Origin of the sequence: Candidatus Nitrosopumilus sp., from assembly GCF_965223225.1 — an archaeon.
Lineage (GTDB): Archaea > Thermoproteota > Nitrososphaeria > Nitrososphaerales > Nitrosopumilaceae > Nitrosopumilus.
Genome location: NZ_CBDCVU010000004.1, coordinates 661,781 through 678,881 on the forward strand (window position 1 = coordinate 661,781; position 17,101 = coordinate 678,881).

The 17,101-nt window shown below is 39.2% G+C and carries 21 protein-coding genes; 5 read left to right on the top strand and 16 right to left on the bottom strand.

Annotated elements, in window-relative coordinates; genetic code table 11:
* Positions 1 to 402: 402 nt before the first annotated feature.
* The 11 genes from ACOQN3_RS04350 to ACOQN3_RS04400 form a co-directional block, all read right to left on the bottom strand.
* Entirely contained in the window at positions 403 to 1,701 is a 1,299-nt protein-coding gene (locus ACOQN3_RS04350; RefSeq protein ID WP_420545264.1) for a multicopper oxidase domain-containing protein, read from the bottom strand.
* Positions 1,702 to 1,777: 76 nt separating this feature from the next.
* Positions 1,778 to 2,059: a winged helix-turn-helix domain-containing protein gene (locus ACOQN3_RS04355; protein ID WP_420545265.1), complete on the bottom strand. Its 282-nt coding sequence runs from the start codon at positions 2,057 to 2,059 to the stop codon at positions 1,778 to 1,780.
* A 69-nt stretch (positions 2,060 to 2,128) separates the two neighbouring features.
* A complete protein-coding gene (locus ACOQN3_RS04360; RefSeq protein WP_420545266.1) occupies positions 2,129 to 3,121 on the bottom strand; it encodes a hypothetical protein in 993 nt (330 codons plus the stop codon).
* Entirely contained in the window at positions 3,118 to 3,240 is a 123-nt protein-coding gene (locus tag ACOQN3_RS04365) for a hypothetical protein (protein ID WP_420545267.1), read from the bottom strand. The genes ACOQN3_RS04360 and ACOQN3_RS04365 overlap by 4 nt, the downstream gene beginning before the upstream one ends.
* Positions 3,237 to 3,794: a hypothetical protein gene (locus tag ACOQN3_RS04370; RefSeq protein WP_420545268.1), complete on the bottom strand. Its 558-nt coding sequence runs from the start codon at positions 3,792 to 3,794 to the stop codon at positions 3,237 to 3,239. Before ACOQN3_RS04370 ends, ACOQN3_RS04365 begins: the two co-directional genes overlap by 4 nt.
* Before the next feature lie 3 nt (positions 3,795 to 3,797).
* Positions 3,798 to 4,580, bottom strand: a complete 783-nt coding sequence (locus ACOQN3_RS04375; protein WP_420545269.1) for a hypothetical protein — start codon at positions 4,578 to 4,580, stop codon at positions 3,798 to 3,800.
* A gap of 1 nt (position 4,581) precedes the next feature.
* Positions 4,582 to 4,752: a hypothetical protein gene (locus ACOQN3_RS04380; protein ID WP_420545270.1), complete on the bottom strand. Its 171-nt coding sequence runs from the start codon at positions 4,750 to 4,752 to the stop codon at positions 4,582 to 4,584.
* Positions 4,749 to 5,003, bottom strand: a complete 255-nt coding sequence (locus ACOQN3_RS04385; protein WP_420545271.1) for a hypothetical protein — start codon at positions 5,001 to 5,003, stop codon at positions 4,749 to 4,751. Before ACOQN3_RS04385 ends, ACOQN3_RS04380 begins: the two co-directional genes overlap by 4 nt.
* Positions 5,004 to 5,088: 85 nt before the next feature.
* On the bottom strand, positions 5,089 to 5,607 hold the full coding sequence (locus ACOQN3_RS04390; protein ID WP_420545272.1) for a hypothetical protein: 519 nt from the start codon (positions 5,605 to 5,607) through the stop codon (positions 5,089 to 5,091).
* Between the two features lie 8 nt (positions 5,608 to 5,615).
* Positions 5,616 to 6,929 carry a thermonuclease family protein gene (locus tag ACOQN3_RS04395; protein WP_420545273.1) on the bottom strand — a complete coding sequence of 438 codons (1,314 nt, stop codon included), beginning with the start codon at positions 6,927 to 6,929 and terminating at the stop codon, positions 5,616 to 5,618.
* Between the two features lie 54 nt (positions 6,930 to 6,983).
* Positions 6,984 to 8,420, bottom strand: a complete 1,437-nt coding sequence (locus ACOQN3_RS04400; protein WP_420545274.1) for a hypothetical protein — start codon at positions 8,418 to 8,420, stop codon at positions 6,984 to 6,986.
* A 14-nt stretch (positions 8,421 to 8,434) separates the two neighbouring features.
* Here ACOQN3_RS04400 and ACOQN3_RS04405 point away from each other — a divergent pair, with 14 nt between their 5' ends.
* Positions 8,435 to 8,653, top strand: a complete 219-nt coding sequence (locus ACOQN3_RS04405) for a hypothetical protein (RefSeq protein ID WP_420545275.1) — start codon at positions 8,435 to 8,437, stop codon at positions 8,651 to 8,653.
* Positions 8,654 to 9,388: 735 nt separating this feature from the next.
* On the opposite strand, the gene ACOQN3_RS04410 is transcribed toward ACOQN3_RS04405, so the two are convergent.
* Together ACOQN3_RS04410 and ACOQN3_RS04415 are read right to left on the bottom strand one after the other, a co-directional pair.
* On the bottom strand, positions 9,389 to 9,655 hold the full coding sequence (locus ACOQN3_RS04410; RefSeq protein ID WP_420545276.1) for a hypothetical protein: 267 nt from the start codon (positions 9,653 to 9,655) through the stop codon (positions 9,389 to 9,391).
* A 254-nt stretch (positions 9,656 to 9,909) separates the two neighbouring features.
* Positions 9,910 to 10,353, bottom strand: coding sequence for a histone (locus tag ACOQN3_RS04415; protein WP_420545277.1), 444 nt, complete (start codon positions 10,351 to 10,353; stop codon positions 9,910 to 9,912).
* A gap of 214 nt (positions 10,354 to 10,567) precedes the next feature.
* Here ACOQN3_RS04415 and ACOQN3_RS04420 point away from each other — a divergent pair, with 214 nt between their 5' ends.
* A complete protein-coding gene (locus ACOQN3_RS04420; RefSeq protein WP_420545278.1) occupies positions 10,568 to 11,005 on the top strand; it encodes a CRISPR-associated endonuclease Cas1 in 438 nt (145 codons plus the stop codon).
* Between the two features lie 125 nt (positions 11,006 to 11,130).
* On the opposite strand, the gene ACOQN3_RS04425 is transcribed toward ACOQN3_RS04420, so the two are convergent.
* A complete protein-coding gene (locus tag ACOQN3_RS04425; protein ID WP_420545279.1) occupies positions 11,131 to 12,351 on the bottom strand; it encodes a hypothetical protein in 1,221 nt (406 codons plus the stop codon).
* A 269-nt stretch (positions 12,352 to 12,620) separates the two neighbouring features.
* Here ACOQN3_RS04425 and ACOQN3_RS04430 point away from each other — a divergent pair, with 269 nt between their 5' ends.
* Positions 12,621 to 14,078, top strand: coding sequence for a hypothetical protein (locus tag ACOQN3_RS04430; protein ID WP_420545280.1), 1,458 nt, complete (start codon positions 12,621 to 12,623; stop codon positions 14,076 to 14,078).
* A 257-nt stretch (positions 14,079 to 14,335) separates the two neighbouring features.
* On the opposite strand, the gene ACOQN3_RS04435 is transcribed toward ACOQN3_RS04430, so the two are convergent.
* Positions 14,336 to 15,007, bottom strand: a complete 672-nt coding sequence (locus tag ACOQN3_RS04435; RefSeq protein ID WP_420545281.1) for a Snf7 family protein — start codon at positions 15,005 to 15,007, stop codon at positions 14,336 to 14,338.
* A 235-nt stretch (positions 15,008 to 15,242) separates the two neighbouring features.
* A complete protein-coding gene (locus ACOQN3_RS04440) occupies positions 15,243 to 15,491 on the bottom strand; it encodes a hypothetical protein (protein WP_420545282.1) in 249 nt (82 codons plus the stop codon).
* 144 nt (positions 15,492 to 15,635) lie between these two features.
* On the opposite strand from ACOQN3_RS04440, the gene ACOQN3_RS04445 reads away from it, so the two are divergent.
* Together ACOQN3_RS04445 and ACOQN3_RS04450 are read left to right on the top strand one after the other, a co-directional pair.
* Positions 15,636 to 16,259 (top strand): AsnC family protein, encoded by a 624-nt coding sequence (locus ACOQN3_RS04445; protein WP_420545283.1) that lies wholly within the window; start codon positions 15,636 to 15,638, stop codon positions 16,257 to 16,259.
* Positions 16,260 to 16,483: 224 nt separating this feature from the next.
* Entirely contained in the window at positions 16,484 to 16,705 is a 222-nt protein-coding gene (locus ACOQN3_RS04450; protein WP_420545284.1) for a hypothetical protein, read from the top strand.
* The last annotated feature ends 396 nt before the right edge of the window (positions 16,706 to 17,101 follow it).

Sequence of the window (17,101 nt, forward strand, 5' to 3'; positions counted from 1 at the left end):
GATGCTGATTGACTTAAGGTTATCCATTCTAGTGTGTCTTACATTTTTTATCCTCCATATTGAATTGTTTTTTAGTTTATACAATTTCTATTCCTTTTTGCAGTTTTGTATTATCATATAACAACAAAGTATTATTTTCAAACATCAAAACTTGAGTTATTGGATAAAAATACATTTGTTAATTGAAGTTATTTTTCACTAAACTTACACGTGGGTCCGATTTTACCATACTTGACTATATCCCCAGTACAACATGTACGGGGATATAGTTATGAGGGATAATTCCGGACCCACGTGGGAGTTTTTTTAGATAATTCTGAAGGATGTTTTTTTATTCTAAAACAACGCATGCTTGAATTTCCAACATCTCGCAGAATCAAAAATAAAAAAATAAAAAAAGGATTAGACTACTTCGAACAGTGACATCATTCCTGCTGAGATATGGTCATTGACGTGGCAGTGGAACATCCATGTCCCGATATTGTCTGGAACAAAGTCAACAGTCTTTAGACTGGCGGGCATTAGCTCCATTACATCAACTCTCATACCGTTCCACAGTACGGTGTTTCCGTGCCAGTGTGGTGTGTGTAGATCAACTTCTGTCCCCATGCCAATAAGGTACCAGCGAACATGTTCTCCTTTGTTTAAGGTCTGTCCGGGCAGATTGCCATAGACGTATCCGTTGATTCCGTGCATGAGATTGCTTTCAGCAAAGTCGTCGTCTCCTACTAGTTCCTCGTTGTCACATGTCTCACCTGTGAATGTCTCAAGATTCTCACAAAAATAATGACTGGAATTCTCATCAGAGACTGTAAACAGGCTTATCATCTCCCTGTCAACATCAGTTGGTCTGCCGTCAGAGTCTGCCATTCCCTTGGCAGTCACCACAATTGGGCCGACAAGACCAGAGTTAGTATCCATTGGAGAATCAACATGCGAGTGGTACATCCAGATTATCGAGCTAGGATCATTTGGTCCAGGTCCTGCACGTTCTGGAACTTCCCAAACATAGGTGTGTGTTTGTCCTGGTGAAACAATTCCATCTGCTTTGGTACCAGGTGAAGAATTATCCTTGTATTCTGCTCCTTCTGATTCCTTGTCGTAGAATACTCCATGCGGATGGACAGAGTAGTCCAGTTTGTCTGAATTGTTCTTGAATACTACCTTGATTGTGTCGCAAACTTCGGCATGCATGACAGGTCCCAATGTTCCAAGATGCTGCCATTCAGGTGTCCTTGGTTTGAGTTCTGAAAATGTGCTATCTGTGTACTCTCGGTACAATGCCTTGATGTATTTGCTTCCGATTCTGTCCTCAGAATTTGCCACAAACACGTTCTCATCCTCGTTAAACTCGTGTCCTTTCATCTGGTTGATTCCAGATGGTGCGTAATCCCATTCAACCTCGTCAGCTGCAATGTAATAGGTGCGTGTCTTACCTTCATTGCTTTTGCATTCGCTGGTTTGAGATGTTGGTTGGGCCCTTGTTTCCTTAACAAATGAAGAAGAGGATAATGATGCAGAACTGTCAGCAGATTCAGAGCACAGCCTGTCTCCGCAAACCTTGTCAGAGCCAATTGCAGGCAGTGATACTCCCTTGCCTTGCGTGGCTTGGCTTTCCTGCATCAGACTGACTGACAGGAATGCAGCAAGAGTCACAGACAATGCGATTAGCATAAGAGATGTTCGTCTTTGTTTTGTCATTGAGTCGATGAGAAAAAAGATTTGCTTTAAATCGTTGGTATATTATCAATGACTGTTCTAGTTTCTTAGAATTGGATTACATGTCAAGACCAAAAGAGCTTGCAATGCTTGAGAATCTTTGGTATTCTTCAAGATACATTTTGCCTTTTTCAGTTATCACAAACGCATTTTTGCCATCATATTCTATTTTATTTATCAAACCCGAACCCGTCAAGTTTTCCATGAAATTTGTTAATCTATTGTGTGATAGATTTGAATTCATTAGTAATGAATTGGTTCGGATTCCCTGTTGACCTGATTCTTTGGTTGCAGATAGCAATTGCGCTACAATTTGTGTGCTGTTACGATATGTAGCCATGTTTGAAAAGCCTGATCATAGTATATGAGCATGACTATCAAACGAGTCTTTACAGGCTGAGTTTGGTCTTCATTTTTTTCCATACTCCGTAACTGGCAGAACTTTCACACAATCTTCTGGGAGAGTGTTATGAAAAACCATGTCTGATAACGTGTATGGATCCTGAAAAATTGTTGAAAGAAACACGTTCGTACCATTTGGATAAATTATTTCAGAACAAACTCGAGCAGGCGGCTCTATTTCATAGTCAGGGTTGTTCCATTCCCTTTGAGGCATAATCCAGTCAACATCCTGCTCCATGAGCATCACCTCAAAAAATGTCGGAATGTCTTTTTCAGGATTTATTTTTCTGGAATCTATCTCATCAGGTCTAGATTCTGATGCATATTCATCTTCCACTGCAAACCCAAACTCCTCATATTCTGGAATCAAAATGTCATAGTCATGCCTCAATGACTGTTCCCATAGTTTTGGCAGGTCACATGGAAACAACTCCGGTGGAGTATACGGATGAAGGCCCCAGAATTCTGCATAAATCTTGTTTTGATATTCGAACAAGTCTGTATAATACACAAGATGCGTTCCCTTCCATGGGTTTATGCATGAAAGAAAGGAATCATTTGGTTTGAGTTTTGCACTGTATATCACACTAGGAGATTCTTCAGATTCTGCAAAATCAATCTCTATTGTCTTTGAGTTTTTGTCTGTTATTCTTACATCAGCAATGTTGAACAAAACAGAATCAAAATTCCCCTCAGGAAATGATATTATTTCTCCATAAGAGATTGGACCTGCTGACTGATGCAAGACAGCATTATCTCCATTGTTGGAGAATCCCCGCTGCTTTCTGCACACATATTCATCTTGTTTTATCTCAGTGCATTTGTATCCGTCAGATTTTTGCTCTGTGCATTCCTTGTCACATATTGGATCATCAGGATATAGCGCTACTCTTGATAACGGCTCTTGAAAGTAAATGTAGTCACTGATAAGGAAAATTGCAGGCAGGATGATTACGACGGACAAAATTGCATAAAATGCGTTCTTGATGTTCTCATTCATTTATTCCCGCACCTCTTGCACTTGTAGTATCCAATATCAGATGTATATTCACCTGCCTCTTCCGCCCTTTCATTGGATGCAAACTCAAACTTTTCAGAACCGCAAACCTTGCATCTCATTTCCTGTCCTTCCATTTCTTGATAATAAAAAACCCCAACACAATTCCAACAAGACCAATACCAGAATACGCATAAACTGCGTTGATTGAAGTACTAGACTCCCTAAAATCAAGAGGGGTTGGAGATTCAGGTAAACAGAGTCCATCTTTGACTGTCATGTGTTTTTCGCAAGGGGGCGTTCCATCAAGACTAAACATTGCAAGTGTTGCAATATGTTCCTCAGGTGTTTTGGTACTAACTGGATAGGGGCTAACATCAAGCAAGATTATCTTGTATGGTGAGAAGAACATGTATGAATCACCCGGAATAAAATCAATTATTTTTGAATGGGTCTGGTTTGCAATACGAATTGTTGCAGTTACTTCCCCTCCCCACATACAGGTAACATCAGAAGGGCAACGTGAATCATCTACGTCATCAAGAGTAAATTTAAGATTCTCAACATCGATTATTTGTTCAGAGCGTAGTTTGATTTTCTTTTCCGCAAAAGAATCGCTGATAAAACTAAACGATATCAAAACCACTAGTAAGAGTATCAAAAATTCAGTTTTCAACTTCTAATCCTCCCTGTACACATTCTTCCAATGGTCAGGCAAAACTAGAGGTACATCATTATCCTCCAAAAACTGCCACATGCAAGTGTCAGAATCCAGATAGTGTGTTTGGTTTGCAAACCAATACTCATACGGATCATCAAAACCTGCCTTGCTTATGCTGCTGCAATATTCTGAGATTGCATTAACAATTTCATCCTCAAGGTGTTTTTTCATAGGAATAAAATCACAGAGGTTGTTATCAATATAATGAGTGGAGTTAAACCACGTATATCCAATACTTGGAATCAGATATTTTGTACCATCAGGAGAGACAAAATTCTCTTCTCTTGCCTTTTCCCATTGACTGCAAGATTGAAAAACATCATCCAAGTTTCTCATATCTGGATATTCAGTAATTGAAAATCCCATGTTGGTTCTTATTCCATAGTCATTGCCTTCTTTGTTCTCATCTAGAATGATGTCTTGCGAATCAGTGCATATCTCATCGCATTTATGGTTGTATTCACTCTCATGTATGCGTGGAGGAAATGGCCATTCCAAATGACCCGTTTCAATGTAACAAGGCTCCATCACACCATCTGTATTTTCAAAAAAGCATTCGTTGTCATTTGGCAGACTTTGAAGAATCATGTTAAATGGGGGCAAACTCACTCCGGTAATTCTTGACGTACACATCTCTTGTGCGATAAAATCACAGTAAACATTACTTGTAATTACGGGTCCAAGAAACACTCCAAAATATGCACAAACCGCAATAACGACAATCTTGTATCTTGTCTTCATTTTAATTCAGTCCAAAAAGATGGCATATGATTGAAATTGTCCCTTCTGAGTAGCGACTGCAATCCTGAATAGCAAACCCAATTCCAATAAAATTCAAGGCTAGATGATAGGTGCCATATGCTGCCAAACCTGCAAGAATGCTGTAACGAACTTTATTTGTAAAGAACTTCATTTTACAACCTCTTCATATTCAATTTTCTCGCCACAGTATGGACAGTAATTCATTGGAAAAAATGCAATATTGCCATCTACACTAATGTCCTTAAAGTGAAATTTTGCCCACTTTACATTCCATAGTTGGAAATGCTTGTCATGCTCTTTTAGCTGCTTGCAACACCACCATGTCCTGTGTGTTTCAACCCTAAACTCTGTAAACTTTTCACAGGTGGAATTATCAAAATGCCTGATGTAGAAAATTTTCAATTGTTCAAGCTAAAATTAGGAGATTCATAAATTATTCTAACCTTTTATGCTGTGCATTAAAACAAGAACTTGTCTTCATTTTCTTTTATTCTAGGAAAAACAAGTATGATTCGCCCTCACATGTAAACAGAATTCCGTTTCTGTCCAATTTCGCATCATCGCATACCACTGCAATCTCTTTGCTGTCTTGCCCTGCAAACCTGTCCTGTCTCGCATCAATACTGTATCTTGGAAGACAGTCATCCACATCTATGTATGCGTAATAGTATATCGGATCTCCCTCTACTGAATATTGCATGTTTTTGATGCTGGCATGCCTGCATTCCTGCAATGCATCTAGAAAGCACTGGCTGTCAGGTTCTCCCACAAAGTCATTGCAGGTTGCGGGGCTGGTATCATACAGTCTCTGGCTTTTGTTTTTGTATATCACATCATCAAGTGCACGGCCAAAGTTGGGAACCAAGGATATGGAATAAACCACACAGTCATCTGACTGCACAGCATTGCAATAGGACGTAGTAGTCAGATTTATCAGTGCAGGAACTCCAATAAGAACAGCAATTGTTACTAAGGCAATTAGAATAATCTTGTTTCTAGTCTTCATCTTTTATTTCATCTCTGTTCTGAACAGCCTTCTCTTGCCCAGTTCTCATCTGCAAACTCACTTGTGTAACAGTAAACATCATCAAAGGATGCAAACTCATGGTCTAGTAGAAATTCATTGAGATTCACGCCATTGCAATAAACCACGGCCATTATTTTTCCACTTGCAGGACCATCCAACGGACGCAAGTCATCCTGGTCAACTAGCGCATCAGAACCAATCTGACATATCTGCTCAAGAAATTTTTTGGCCTCCTTTCCCCCTTCCTCATCAAGCTCTGGAGAGGATACCAATACAAGATGGATTAGGCCGCCATTGCCTCCTCTCTCTGTGTCCGTATCGACTCGAACTGTGTCACCGTCAACTATCTCAGTAACGGTTCCGGTAAAACATCGAGAGGAAAATGATTGTGGACAACTGTCAGGATTCCTAGATTCGTTTAAAGGTTCATCCTGTGAATTCAGACTTGCCAGGTATCCGATTCCTTTGAGAAAGTTTTCTTCTCCCAAATCTGATTCTGCCCAATTCCATGCATTATGCTTTATCATGTCATAAACCTCATAATCAGAATAATGACTTTGTGATATCTTGTAGGCATCAATCTCTTTTTCAGACGGCATGGTGATGATTTTATTGTCTGCCAAAAACAAAATTGTTGAAATCATTTCCTGATCACCAATCTGTCCTTCGTTCCACCATCTGGCATTATGCTCCATCCAATCAGGAACAACATATTGAGATGTTTCAGAGGAATTCTCAGAAGAATCCTTTGCATAAATAGAATTGATTTGCACAGAATCTATCATGGAATCAAACACTGGAAGATAGTCGGGAAATCCATCCCATACGCTGTATGAAAAAATGTATCGAGAGTTGTCATTTGTTACGTACACCGTGGATTCGACTAGTCTGTGTCCTGCGTTATCTCCAGTTGAGTATGTCAGCTGCCACGAAGGAAGGTTTGATACAAGAAGAAATTTTGATTCAATTATCTTGAGATCATGTGCTTTGGTTTCCAGCATCTTCACTTGGGATGATGCAATCTCTTCGGGAGAAAGATTCGTATCACGATACACATGATCCATCGAAACAAGTCCCGTATTTCCCGGGGCCCAAATCCGAACAACAAATGGAAGGTCTGGCCTGTTGCTCTCCATCAGATTCCAGTCATCAGGATATTGCAAGATCATTCCAATAGCATCATTCTGGTAAACTCGATAGTCCTTGTTTTTTTCGTCTTCTGTCTGTGCATATGCGTCATGAATTGATAGTATGACCATGGAAATACCCAACAACAAAAATGGGACAGTATGGAGTTTCATAATCTGTTACTTTTGGATTCACGTTCATAAAGAATGCTATCAATTCTAAAATGTCTAGTTTCCTGATGATGTCATATCATTTATCTTCTTAATCCATTTTTCATTGTTCTCAGACACAAATGTAATCCTGTCAAACTCATGGTTCTGCAACTCGATTGTGATTATCTGATCTTCGCTTCTGTGTATGGTATACCAGAATTCCTTCTCGTCGTTTTGCTTGATGTAGGTTCCTGCCTTGACAGTATCAGACACCACTGTTCCTGGTCCTCTGCGGTCATCACTGCTTGTCTCAGGCAGTCTGTCGTGTGCTCCAACTAAGCTGCTTGTTGGGATTGTATCCCATTCCTGAGATGACATAAACAAATCCATCGATACTGCTGAACGATTTGCCATGTCTGTCATGAAAACTGTGATTTCATCATTTCCAAAACTTAGTTCAAGAAAACTTTCCCGTATCGTAAGGGGTTCAAGGTTTCCCATGTTGCCTTCTGAGAGACAGTCATGGTCTTGCAGATACTCTATGATTTTCTCACTTCCCATCATTCCGTAGGTCTTGTTGAAATATTGGTCTAAATGACAGCTTAGGATGCTCTTCATATTTTCTGTTTCGACATGTTTTGTCAGAACAAGGTTAGCAGAATCTCCGGTATGTGTGTCTACATACCTGTAGTGTTTATGGTGAATTTTATGTTCAGCATGATCAGAGAGTACTTCGGCCTGTGGGTACTTTTCAAGGAACAATTTCACTTCTGGGATGTCAGAATCATCCTCAGATGAAATTGGAACTGGGTTTTTTTCACCTATTGCCGAACTTGTTGAAAGTTCTGATGAATTATTGCAAGTCCTGACTATCTCAACTGTATCTGAGTTTTCATCAAGTGAGATGTTCAGAGCTGCCTGTCCACGCGAGTTTACACCCTCATTTAGAGGATATTTCTGTCCGTCAACAATCACAACAAATGGCGTGTCAAATTGGTTCTCGCTGTAAGGGTTGCAGTAATCAAAATTTGCCGGGAGTGAACCTGGAGGCAATTGAATTGACAATACACCATGTTCGTCATTTGGCGTAACTGATGCAATCAGCATCTGATCTTCGTATACCATCCTGTCAAGTGTGGCTCCGGTTATCTCAAAAGGAATCCAAGAAACTGTTCCTGGCGATACAAATACTTCGCCTTTAAAATCAACTTCATTTTTGTAATGTACGTGCCACCCGGTCCTTTCTGCCATGTTATCTGTAATACATGCAAGTTTTCCATTGGGCCTCTCAGCTAAGACATGATCCTGGTTGGGACATGCAATATCTGGTAGTGCAAAGTATTGAAACTGGTATTTCAATGGAGGGATTTCCGGAGTTCCATAGCAGTCATAATCACCAACCATGCACTTTGCATAGGCCTCATTGACAGTCACAGGAATCAATAAGGATGAAAACAGCAAAGCCACGACAATTCCCATTCTCATGAGTTTGCATTTTGTTTGCAGATTCATAAGTAGTTCTACCTTTGCATAGTAGTACAAAGATGGGATGCAACGGAATCTGTCACAGATACAAGGTAACAAAGGGAAGAAACACTGATTCATGGTACAGACAGGGGGCAAAGAGATGCACTTTCTGTGATGTCTATATGGGATGGGAGGGACTTTGGTGTCCTTGCTGTAGACACAGGCTAAGAAGCAGGCCCAAGGCAAGCCAATACCGGCAGAAATATCAAGAATCCTGATGAGTTTTGTATTTTTCTAGAAATTGGCAGATGCTGTTGTCTAATTTATGCTGGAAGAAAGAAAAGAAAAGGAATTCACAAATTATGCAAGAAAATAAAATAGTTTCTTTTTTTTTTGAATTATTCTTTCTACTGGAAACATTATTCTTTCTGATTTTTTCCTTGGAAATTATTTTATTTTCTTTATTCTTTCCCTGGAAAAATTATTTTTTCCTTTTTTGTCTATGCAGGAAACAATTATTTTTTCTGAAAATGTCAGATAATGTCAAACTTTGTCAAATAAAGTCAAATAGATTATCGATAAATGTCCAATTGATTTTTGGACAAATTTGGACAAATGTCCAATAACGTCCAATAATGTCAAGTTTTGTCAAATAATGTCCAACAAATATCGATGATTTTTCTGTATCTTTCCGGCAGATTTCTGAATTATCGAGACATCAATTTGGCAAACTCTTTGATTTATCCGGGATTGACAGTAATTTTTCCGATAGGGTGAGACCATTATTCCGAATTGATAAAAAATATCTCCGAAAAGATAATTTCTTTCACCGAATTGATAAATCGCTTTTCCGAATTGATACCGAATTGATAATGCAGTCTATCTAATCTATAATGCAATTCTCCGAATTGATACCGAATTGACATCCTGACTCTCCGAATTAATACTCAATCTCCAAAGGCTGTCATCTCATTTTCTCGTGAATCTGGAGTTTCTAGGTTTTGTTCGAAGCTTCATGCCGCAACAGGGACACCGCAGCCCTTCCACTCTATGAATATCTCACATATCTGGCATCTCTTCTGGCCTGCAGAGTATCTTGCGGGTCTTGTTCCTTTTGGTTGGGCCTTGTATCTGCTACATATCTCATTGCATCCTGCCATGACAATCACTTCGTTAAAGTTTTCCTGGCTTTGCTTCTGCCTCCGTTCTCGCTCATTGCCTTTCTGAACTTCTCTTTGTATGCCCTGTTTCTGGGCGTGGTTCTGAGCCTGTATCCGCAACAGGGACACCATAATCCTTCCCATTCTATGAATATCTCACATATCTGGCATCTCTTCTGTCCGTTTGCATACCTGGTACTTCCCTGCCTCTTTTTTGCCTTGTATCTCAGGCAAACATCCTTGCATTTTGTCATCTTTGGCTTTTCTTTGTTGCTAATCTTCTAATAATCTTGACATTTCGGATCGAATTCCTGTCATGATTGATCTGGTTTTTGTTTGCTGTAATAAAAAATGAGAACAGAAAGGCATTCTGATTACCTTCTGCGTCTTGCTGCAGTTTTCCTTGATCGACTTGCAGATGTCTTTCTTTTTGCAGTTGTAGTCTTTCTCTTCTTTGTTGCTGACTGTTTTCTCTTGGCAGCTGCAGCAGCGTTTTTCTTTCGTGTTGCTGCTGCCTTTTTGGATGCAAGGCTTCGCTTTCTTGCAAGTGCTGCTGCAGATAGTTTTGCAGTCTTTTTCTTGGTTGCAACTTTTCTTTTTGCAGTTGTCTTCTTTTTTGTAGCAGTTGTTGTTCTCTTCTTTGCAGATGTCTTTTTCTTTTTTGCAGAAACTGCAGTAACCCGTCTCTTTGCAGCTAGTGCTCGTCGTCTCTTTGCAGCAGCCTTTGCCTTTGCTTCTGCCTTTAGTTTCTCGTTTCGCTTTCTTGTTCGTGCAGCTTTTCTTGCAGCCTCACTACGCTTTGCTTTTGAAATGGCCATTGTATTGCGGAAAAAGTTATTTCTCTTATGTTGCATTGGTCATGATTAATTATGTTGGAAAATTATTTTGTTGACAAGAATTTTCAATGCAAATTATACATTGATAAAATGATTACTGATAAATTGCATGTGTTTTGTTTTGTAAAAATAATTTTTTGAAGATGAATAATGCTTCATAAAGTTCTTGTATTGGAATGACATATCAACAATGTAATTGAATCCTTTGCTGATTACAGGTTTTGGAACATCAATCAACGTGGACAAGAGAAAGCTGATAATCACAAACAGACTCAAAGGAACAAGACTGGAGTTTTTCCCTCACAAGATAAACCATGATGGAATAATCATTGACGGACATACTGGCAACATCACATTTGAGGCAATGAAATGGCTCTCAAAGCACAACATCAATCTGACTTTATTGAACTGGAACGGCCAGTTGTTGGCAAATGTCATGCCTGAGCAGCCAAAATCAGGCAAATTACGCATAAAACAATACCAAAAATACCTTGATTCTGAGGACAGATTCGAGATTGCACTGAAAGTCGTACAGTGTAAGGTAAAGCAATCCCTGAACTTATGGAAAGACATACCTCGGGAGAGCCATATGCAAATAAAGAAAATAAAATATTTGCGCAAGAGAAAGTCTTAAACTGTAATTTTGTAGATGACTGGTCAGAGACACAGAAAAGAGTTGATGATTGGAGATGAGAAATGGAAATCGTTCATCGAATAAAAAATAAATCTCATACAATTCATAATCTACGTATTTCTTGCTTAAAGACTAACTTTGAATTCCCATGGCCCCTCTAACACCGATAATCTGGGACGAGTCATTGACAAATCTTCCATTTTAGAGGGAGTTGCAGGGTTTGGCTGCATTACTCTGTCATTGCGTTTTATCCAGGCCATATCCTTGACGATAATTGTAATTTCCTTTGCATTGGGATCTAATGTAGATGAAAACCGGTACTCTCCAGAGTAATCAAAAACCATTTCGCTTGTTGTTGGATCCGGACCACTGCTTCCTCCTCCACCTGCAGAAAACCCATCCGAATATTCGTTGCCAAGATCGTCCCTAATCTCAACAGACAATTCTGCTGAATCATGACCCATACTTGCAGACATCTCATTTGCCTTTGAGGGATCTGAAAAAACATCCCCGGGAATTTTTATTCGTTGAAGTGAATACCACCGTAATTTCATCGAACTCTCAAATATCTCAAGTGAGGTAAATGTGATTTCAGTGTCCCGTACATGAAGTCTATGTGGAATTGGAATGGTTCTAAGAAAAGATAATGCTTCAGGTTTTCCAATCTTGCCTTTGAATTCCTCCATTGATATCTCCTGAAAATCAAATTTTGTGTTTTTTGTGACAAGCCAGAAATCACTGCCTTCAGGTTTCGCATCCACAACTAGAGATGAAAAGTTTGGTGGATGTGTGTGCCCTCCTCTGTAAGTTTTTTGATGCTTTAGTGCAAAGTCAGGCAAAAATGACGTGTTTATTCTCTCTTGTTTTTTTACTATTCGTCCAAATAAGGATGAAAAATCGATGTTGTTTTTGTAACCTGGCATTGCATTTTCTGCAAACTTCATCGTACCCAGGATTACGGTATCTGCATTCTGGATTTGTTTTTTAGAATTATCTGTGGGAAGTTTTTCCAATTTTACTAATCCCAACCTTCTGGAAGGACATGCATTACTATACACAGTACCGCTCATGACCATCTGAGGATAATCAACCTCTTTATGATCCTGATTCAGATATTCAATTAGAGGTTGTTGTGACTTTGCTTTTTCTAGTTCCTCTTTGTCAGCTGAGAAACAAAATGCCATTGCGTCACACTTTCCCATGATTCTGACAACATCCCCTTCATTGATTCCCAATTTATCCATGTAACCAGCTTCAATCTTGACTATGGTTTTGCAATGTTTATCTCGCTCAAGAGGATATGAACGAAATGTTATCGAGTCCTCAGAATCAGTGCTTGACTCCATTAAGAAAAAAGAGATAGTTTTGTTTTTTTAGGTTTTCTCAGGATTTCTACAAAAAAGTGTACATCAGATTTTCCACGTGGGTACGTTCTAAAACCCCTTAACTATATCACCAGTACATGTTGTACTGGTGATATAGTTAAGGTATTGAATACAGGACCCACGTGGAAGTCAAATCAAAAAAAATCCCACACATCTGGAATTTTGACACTCGTATGACATGATAGGATTTCTACGAACAATTTATCAGTGATGGCAAATTTGTTCCAATCGTGGTCGCAGTTGCATCTGTCTTAATGGTAATTCTTGTTTTTACAATTACCATTGGTGCTGCGGTTCAATCAAGTTATGCTCAGACTGCAAATAACACAACACCCATAAATGAACAAGTCACTTTGTCCGAAAACCTTGCAGACAGCCCTCTTGCCCAGGACATCCTCAGAAAGATAGAGCAGACAAAAAAATGGATTGCGGAACTAGAAGAGAGAGATTATGACAGATTGGAAAAACAAAGGGAACTAGAAGAGAAAAGGCAGGAGTCCCTGGCAAAGCTAAACCAGGACCTCAAGGAATGGGAAAGGCTTTGGGATTATTATTCGCCAAAAAACTCGTATGAGAGATTTGTAGACAAGATTCCGGATTCTCAGGTACAGGAAGTATTCTGGGACCAGTTTGAATTCAAGGAACAGAAGGTAAAGGCAGGACGTGACGCATTCAAGCAGTCCCTTGCCGATGGAAACTCAAGGCATGATGCATTACAGGCATATGTGGTGGCAGCAGAGACCAAGAGAATCGAACTGATAGAGGCAAACTCACAGTTCAATGTAAGGCACAACCTGGCATATTACAGCCAGCAGATTCTTTTTGACAGGCAGGGCCAGTTTGTTGACTCACCAGTTACCGGAGAACAGCTACGAAAATACTATGAGGACTATAGGACAAATCCTGCATACCTTGATGCCAATCCTGATGACAAGGCATCATGGGAAGAGATGCAAAGAACCAATCAGAATACCGAATGCAGGGAAGGCCAAATCGTGATGCATCGATTCCATGCTGACGACTATGTATGCGTAACAATGAAGACTGCAGAAATGTGGATAAAGCACGGCATGGGGGAGATAACAGGAGACTCTGCAGAACTCAGCAGTAGGGATAACCAACTGGTAACCCCGCTCACCCGATGTGATGACGGGTTTGTTGTGGTATACCATAATGAAAATGAAAAGTATTCCTGTGTTCTGAATGAGACTGCAGAAAAATGGGCAGAACAGAGAATTGTGGAATTTCCGAATCCCGAGGAATACATCATGAAGAGCATCGAAAGAAAGGAAACTCTTTTGGAGATTGAGGAGGTCAACCAGAAGATAAGAGAAATTCATAACGAGTTTGAAGAAAAGAAAATGGATCTGAAAAGACAGTACGATGCAAAATATGCTGAATTGTTATCCGAATCAAAAGAGGCCGAAAAGAGGGCAATACAAGAGTATGATGAAGGTTCAGATGCTGCATCAAAAGAAGAATTGAGCAGAACCATCAACTCCATCCGGGAAAAATACGAATCAGACAAGGAAGATATCCTAGATGACAAGGTAAGGGATACAAAAAGACTTGAGAGGGAATTCAAGAGTGTAATGGCAGAACTAGTACAAAATTACGATGATCATCCGTATTTCCAGATAACATCTGACTCTGCAAATCTAGTGTATGAGGCAATCGCAAGAGAATAGTTTTAGAGCCAATACAAAAAATACATAAGATTTGGAATGTGCAAAATATCTTGGATCATGGAGTTGATTTTTAATTCCAAGTCAGCATTCAGGCCATCTCCCAGACTTGGTTTTCTATATCTTATTTTCATTTATCTTATAGTATATGTCAGAAATTCTCCTCCTTCATAAAGATGCATGTGAATTTCTTCTTTTTTGTGTTATTGAGACAATTAACAACAGCAATGAATTACTAAATGACTGGAAATTACTCACAATCAAAATGAACCTTCGGTGTTGACAGACGAATATGAGTCTGTTTTGATGATGCTTCCATCTGAACTTGTAGGAACGAATGGAAATTTATCTCCGATTTGTGTTTCTGCAACAGCTGCTGCCTCTTTTAGAATAGAGTCTGTCTCCTCAGAAGACATTGCCGAATCACCAAAAGCATAGTCATCTCCCAGTGAGCCAGGCATCATGTCCCCAAGCATGTTGCCCATAGATTCTAGCTCAGCACTTGCCTGAGGTATTATCTTATTCATTGCAGGAACTACTGCCTTCATGGTGTTAACTGCAGGTTGCATGGATACTATTGCATCCCCCACCGCACTGACCGTAGATAGTCTGAGTTGTGTTCTCTCCACAGAGGTTCTCATGTTTCCTACCATCTTGTTTGTCTTGCGTACTTGGACAAGCTCATTTGCCAGAGCCTTACTTGCATAGGTATCTTTTCTTTGCTGCGCCTCCACAATCTTTTGGAATAGTTTGTTGTCTTTTTGGTTTAGTTGGTTATGAGTATTATCAAGTTTTGATATTGGCCTGTTCAGACTTTTAATTGCGCCATCAACCCGAGGCCTTAGAGGGGGTTCTTTTTTGAACACGCCTGAAAATTGAGATATTTTGCTCTCAGATGCAGGACGATTCCATGCTTGTCCGAAATTTGCCATGATGGCTTTACCTCTGAAATTTATCACTTATGAGACAAAGTCGAATTAATTAAACAAGATTGATCATTTGAGTTTCTAGCCATATGTGTGAGTAATTTTAGTGGAAATAAGGGGACCTGAAGATTTGAATCAGGCATTTATTGATTTTATTATTTTTGATGTTTTGTAGACCATATTTCAGATTCCACCATATGTCTTAATGATGGCTCACACAAGTTTGATTTAACAGAAAATTTTACCAGTGCGTTGTGCCTGTGATGCTCTTTCGTCTAGCAGATTCTTTGAGAATATCCTCCATAAATGACAAATACTGATTGGGGGATGTGTGATATGCAGATTGCTGAGACAACAGTTTTTCACAATATTCTCTTTCCTCATCCGTTAGTTGAGATGAATGTTCATAGTTTTTTCTGACTGCCAGATCGTACAAGAACATATAATATTCTTTTATGACTTCTCTGTTTTTTGTATGCTGTACACTCATATTTTCTCAACAATTGGACCGCATCAAATTATTTAGTGTCTACCTTACCTGTGGCTCTGTCAAAGTTCAAAATTTGAATTTTTTTAACAACAATGGTTCACTTTTTGAACCCTGTGTGATATTTTTACAAAATGCAATGATAGGATGGTTGATACTACTATGACAATGGCCGAACCTGTTACAAAACAACAAAAAGAAATTAACTTGGACACAGTTGATAGACAAATCCTTAACCTCTTAATTTCAAATGCAAGGGATTCTACCAGGACCATAGTCAAAAAACTTGCAGGCATGGGAACTGACATGTCTGAACGAGGTATAGGAAAAAGGATTGCAAGATTGGAAAAACTTGGAATCATTCACGGTTATACTACTATGGTTGATCTCAACCAGGTCAACATGCCCATATTACGTCTTGTAACTGTAAAGTTCACGTCCCCAAAGGATTTTGTTACGAGGCTAGAAGAAATGAAAGAATATCTTGTAAACTCTCCTTTTTGTGACTTTTCTGCTAGGACTAATGGTAACATAGACTGGATTGAGCTGAAATTCTTCAATACTCATGAGCAGGCACAGCAGGAAGAGGACTTGTACAGGGCATGGTTTGGTGACATCATAGAGGATTACCGCTCATATGACCTTGACATACACAAAATGGGATGGCAGTTGTTTGATGAAGACGACTTTGCACGATTTATTCAAAGTACCTGCAAAAAACAAGGTACCGAAACATGCCCAAACATCATAAAGCAACCAGGAAGAAAATAAAATAATAAAATGTTCATCTTGCAAGATAGTTTTTGTATAGTATGAAACTAATTTGCAGAATCGTTGTTTTACAAATATTATACATGTAATTCCAAGTAAATACGACACACCAGTTCAGAAACTGAACTTATCGTGAATGGGGTTAGTCATCTACTGAACAAAACACATCCTAAAAGTCAGATCCAACCTAAGTATTTCTTCTTCATTACAGAGAGTGATAAAACATGAGTACATACAAAATACAAGAAAAAGTCTCCGAGACAACAAAGACGAAACTCGGAGTAATCGGCCTGGCTGCCTTGCCGGTAGTTGCTGCAATGTATTCCTCTGAAAGTTTATCTTTGGAACAAGTCCCACAGGTGCTCACAAGCGGAGTATTTCCAATAGGGTTTACCTTGTTCTCTTGGGGCATAGCAGCTAAAATGGCAATGAAATTAAGAAAGTAGAGGAATTCATTCTTCTTTTTCTATCTTTTTGCGATTGTATTTTTCATTAATCTACATATGTAAAAAAATCGATTCTGCAATAAACAATCATGTGATAATTAATTGGAATTCTTTTGTGTTATGCCTCTCAGCTTGTTGTCTAGTTTTCCCTTTTTCTGCTACAACATGCTTCCACGTGTCTCTGCCCTAAATCCTGTGAACCCATCACAAGGGATTATCAAAATACCCCATATAGAAAATTTTCAGCTATCCAAGATAGCGTTTAGATATTCATAAATTCTTCTGAGGATTGTCACAAATAGAAGAGTCAGTCCTCATAGAAAATCCAGGACAGTCCACGAATCTCTTCCCAGTTTGGATTGCCTTGATTATCTTGATTGCTCATGTGTGTCATTT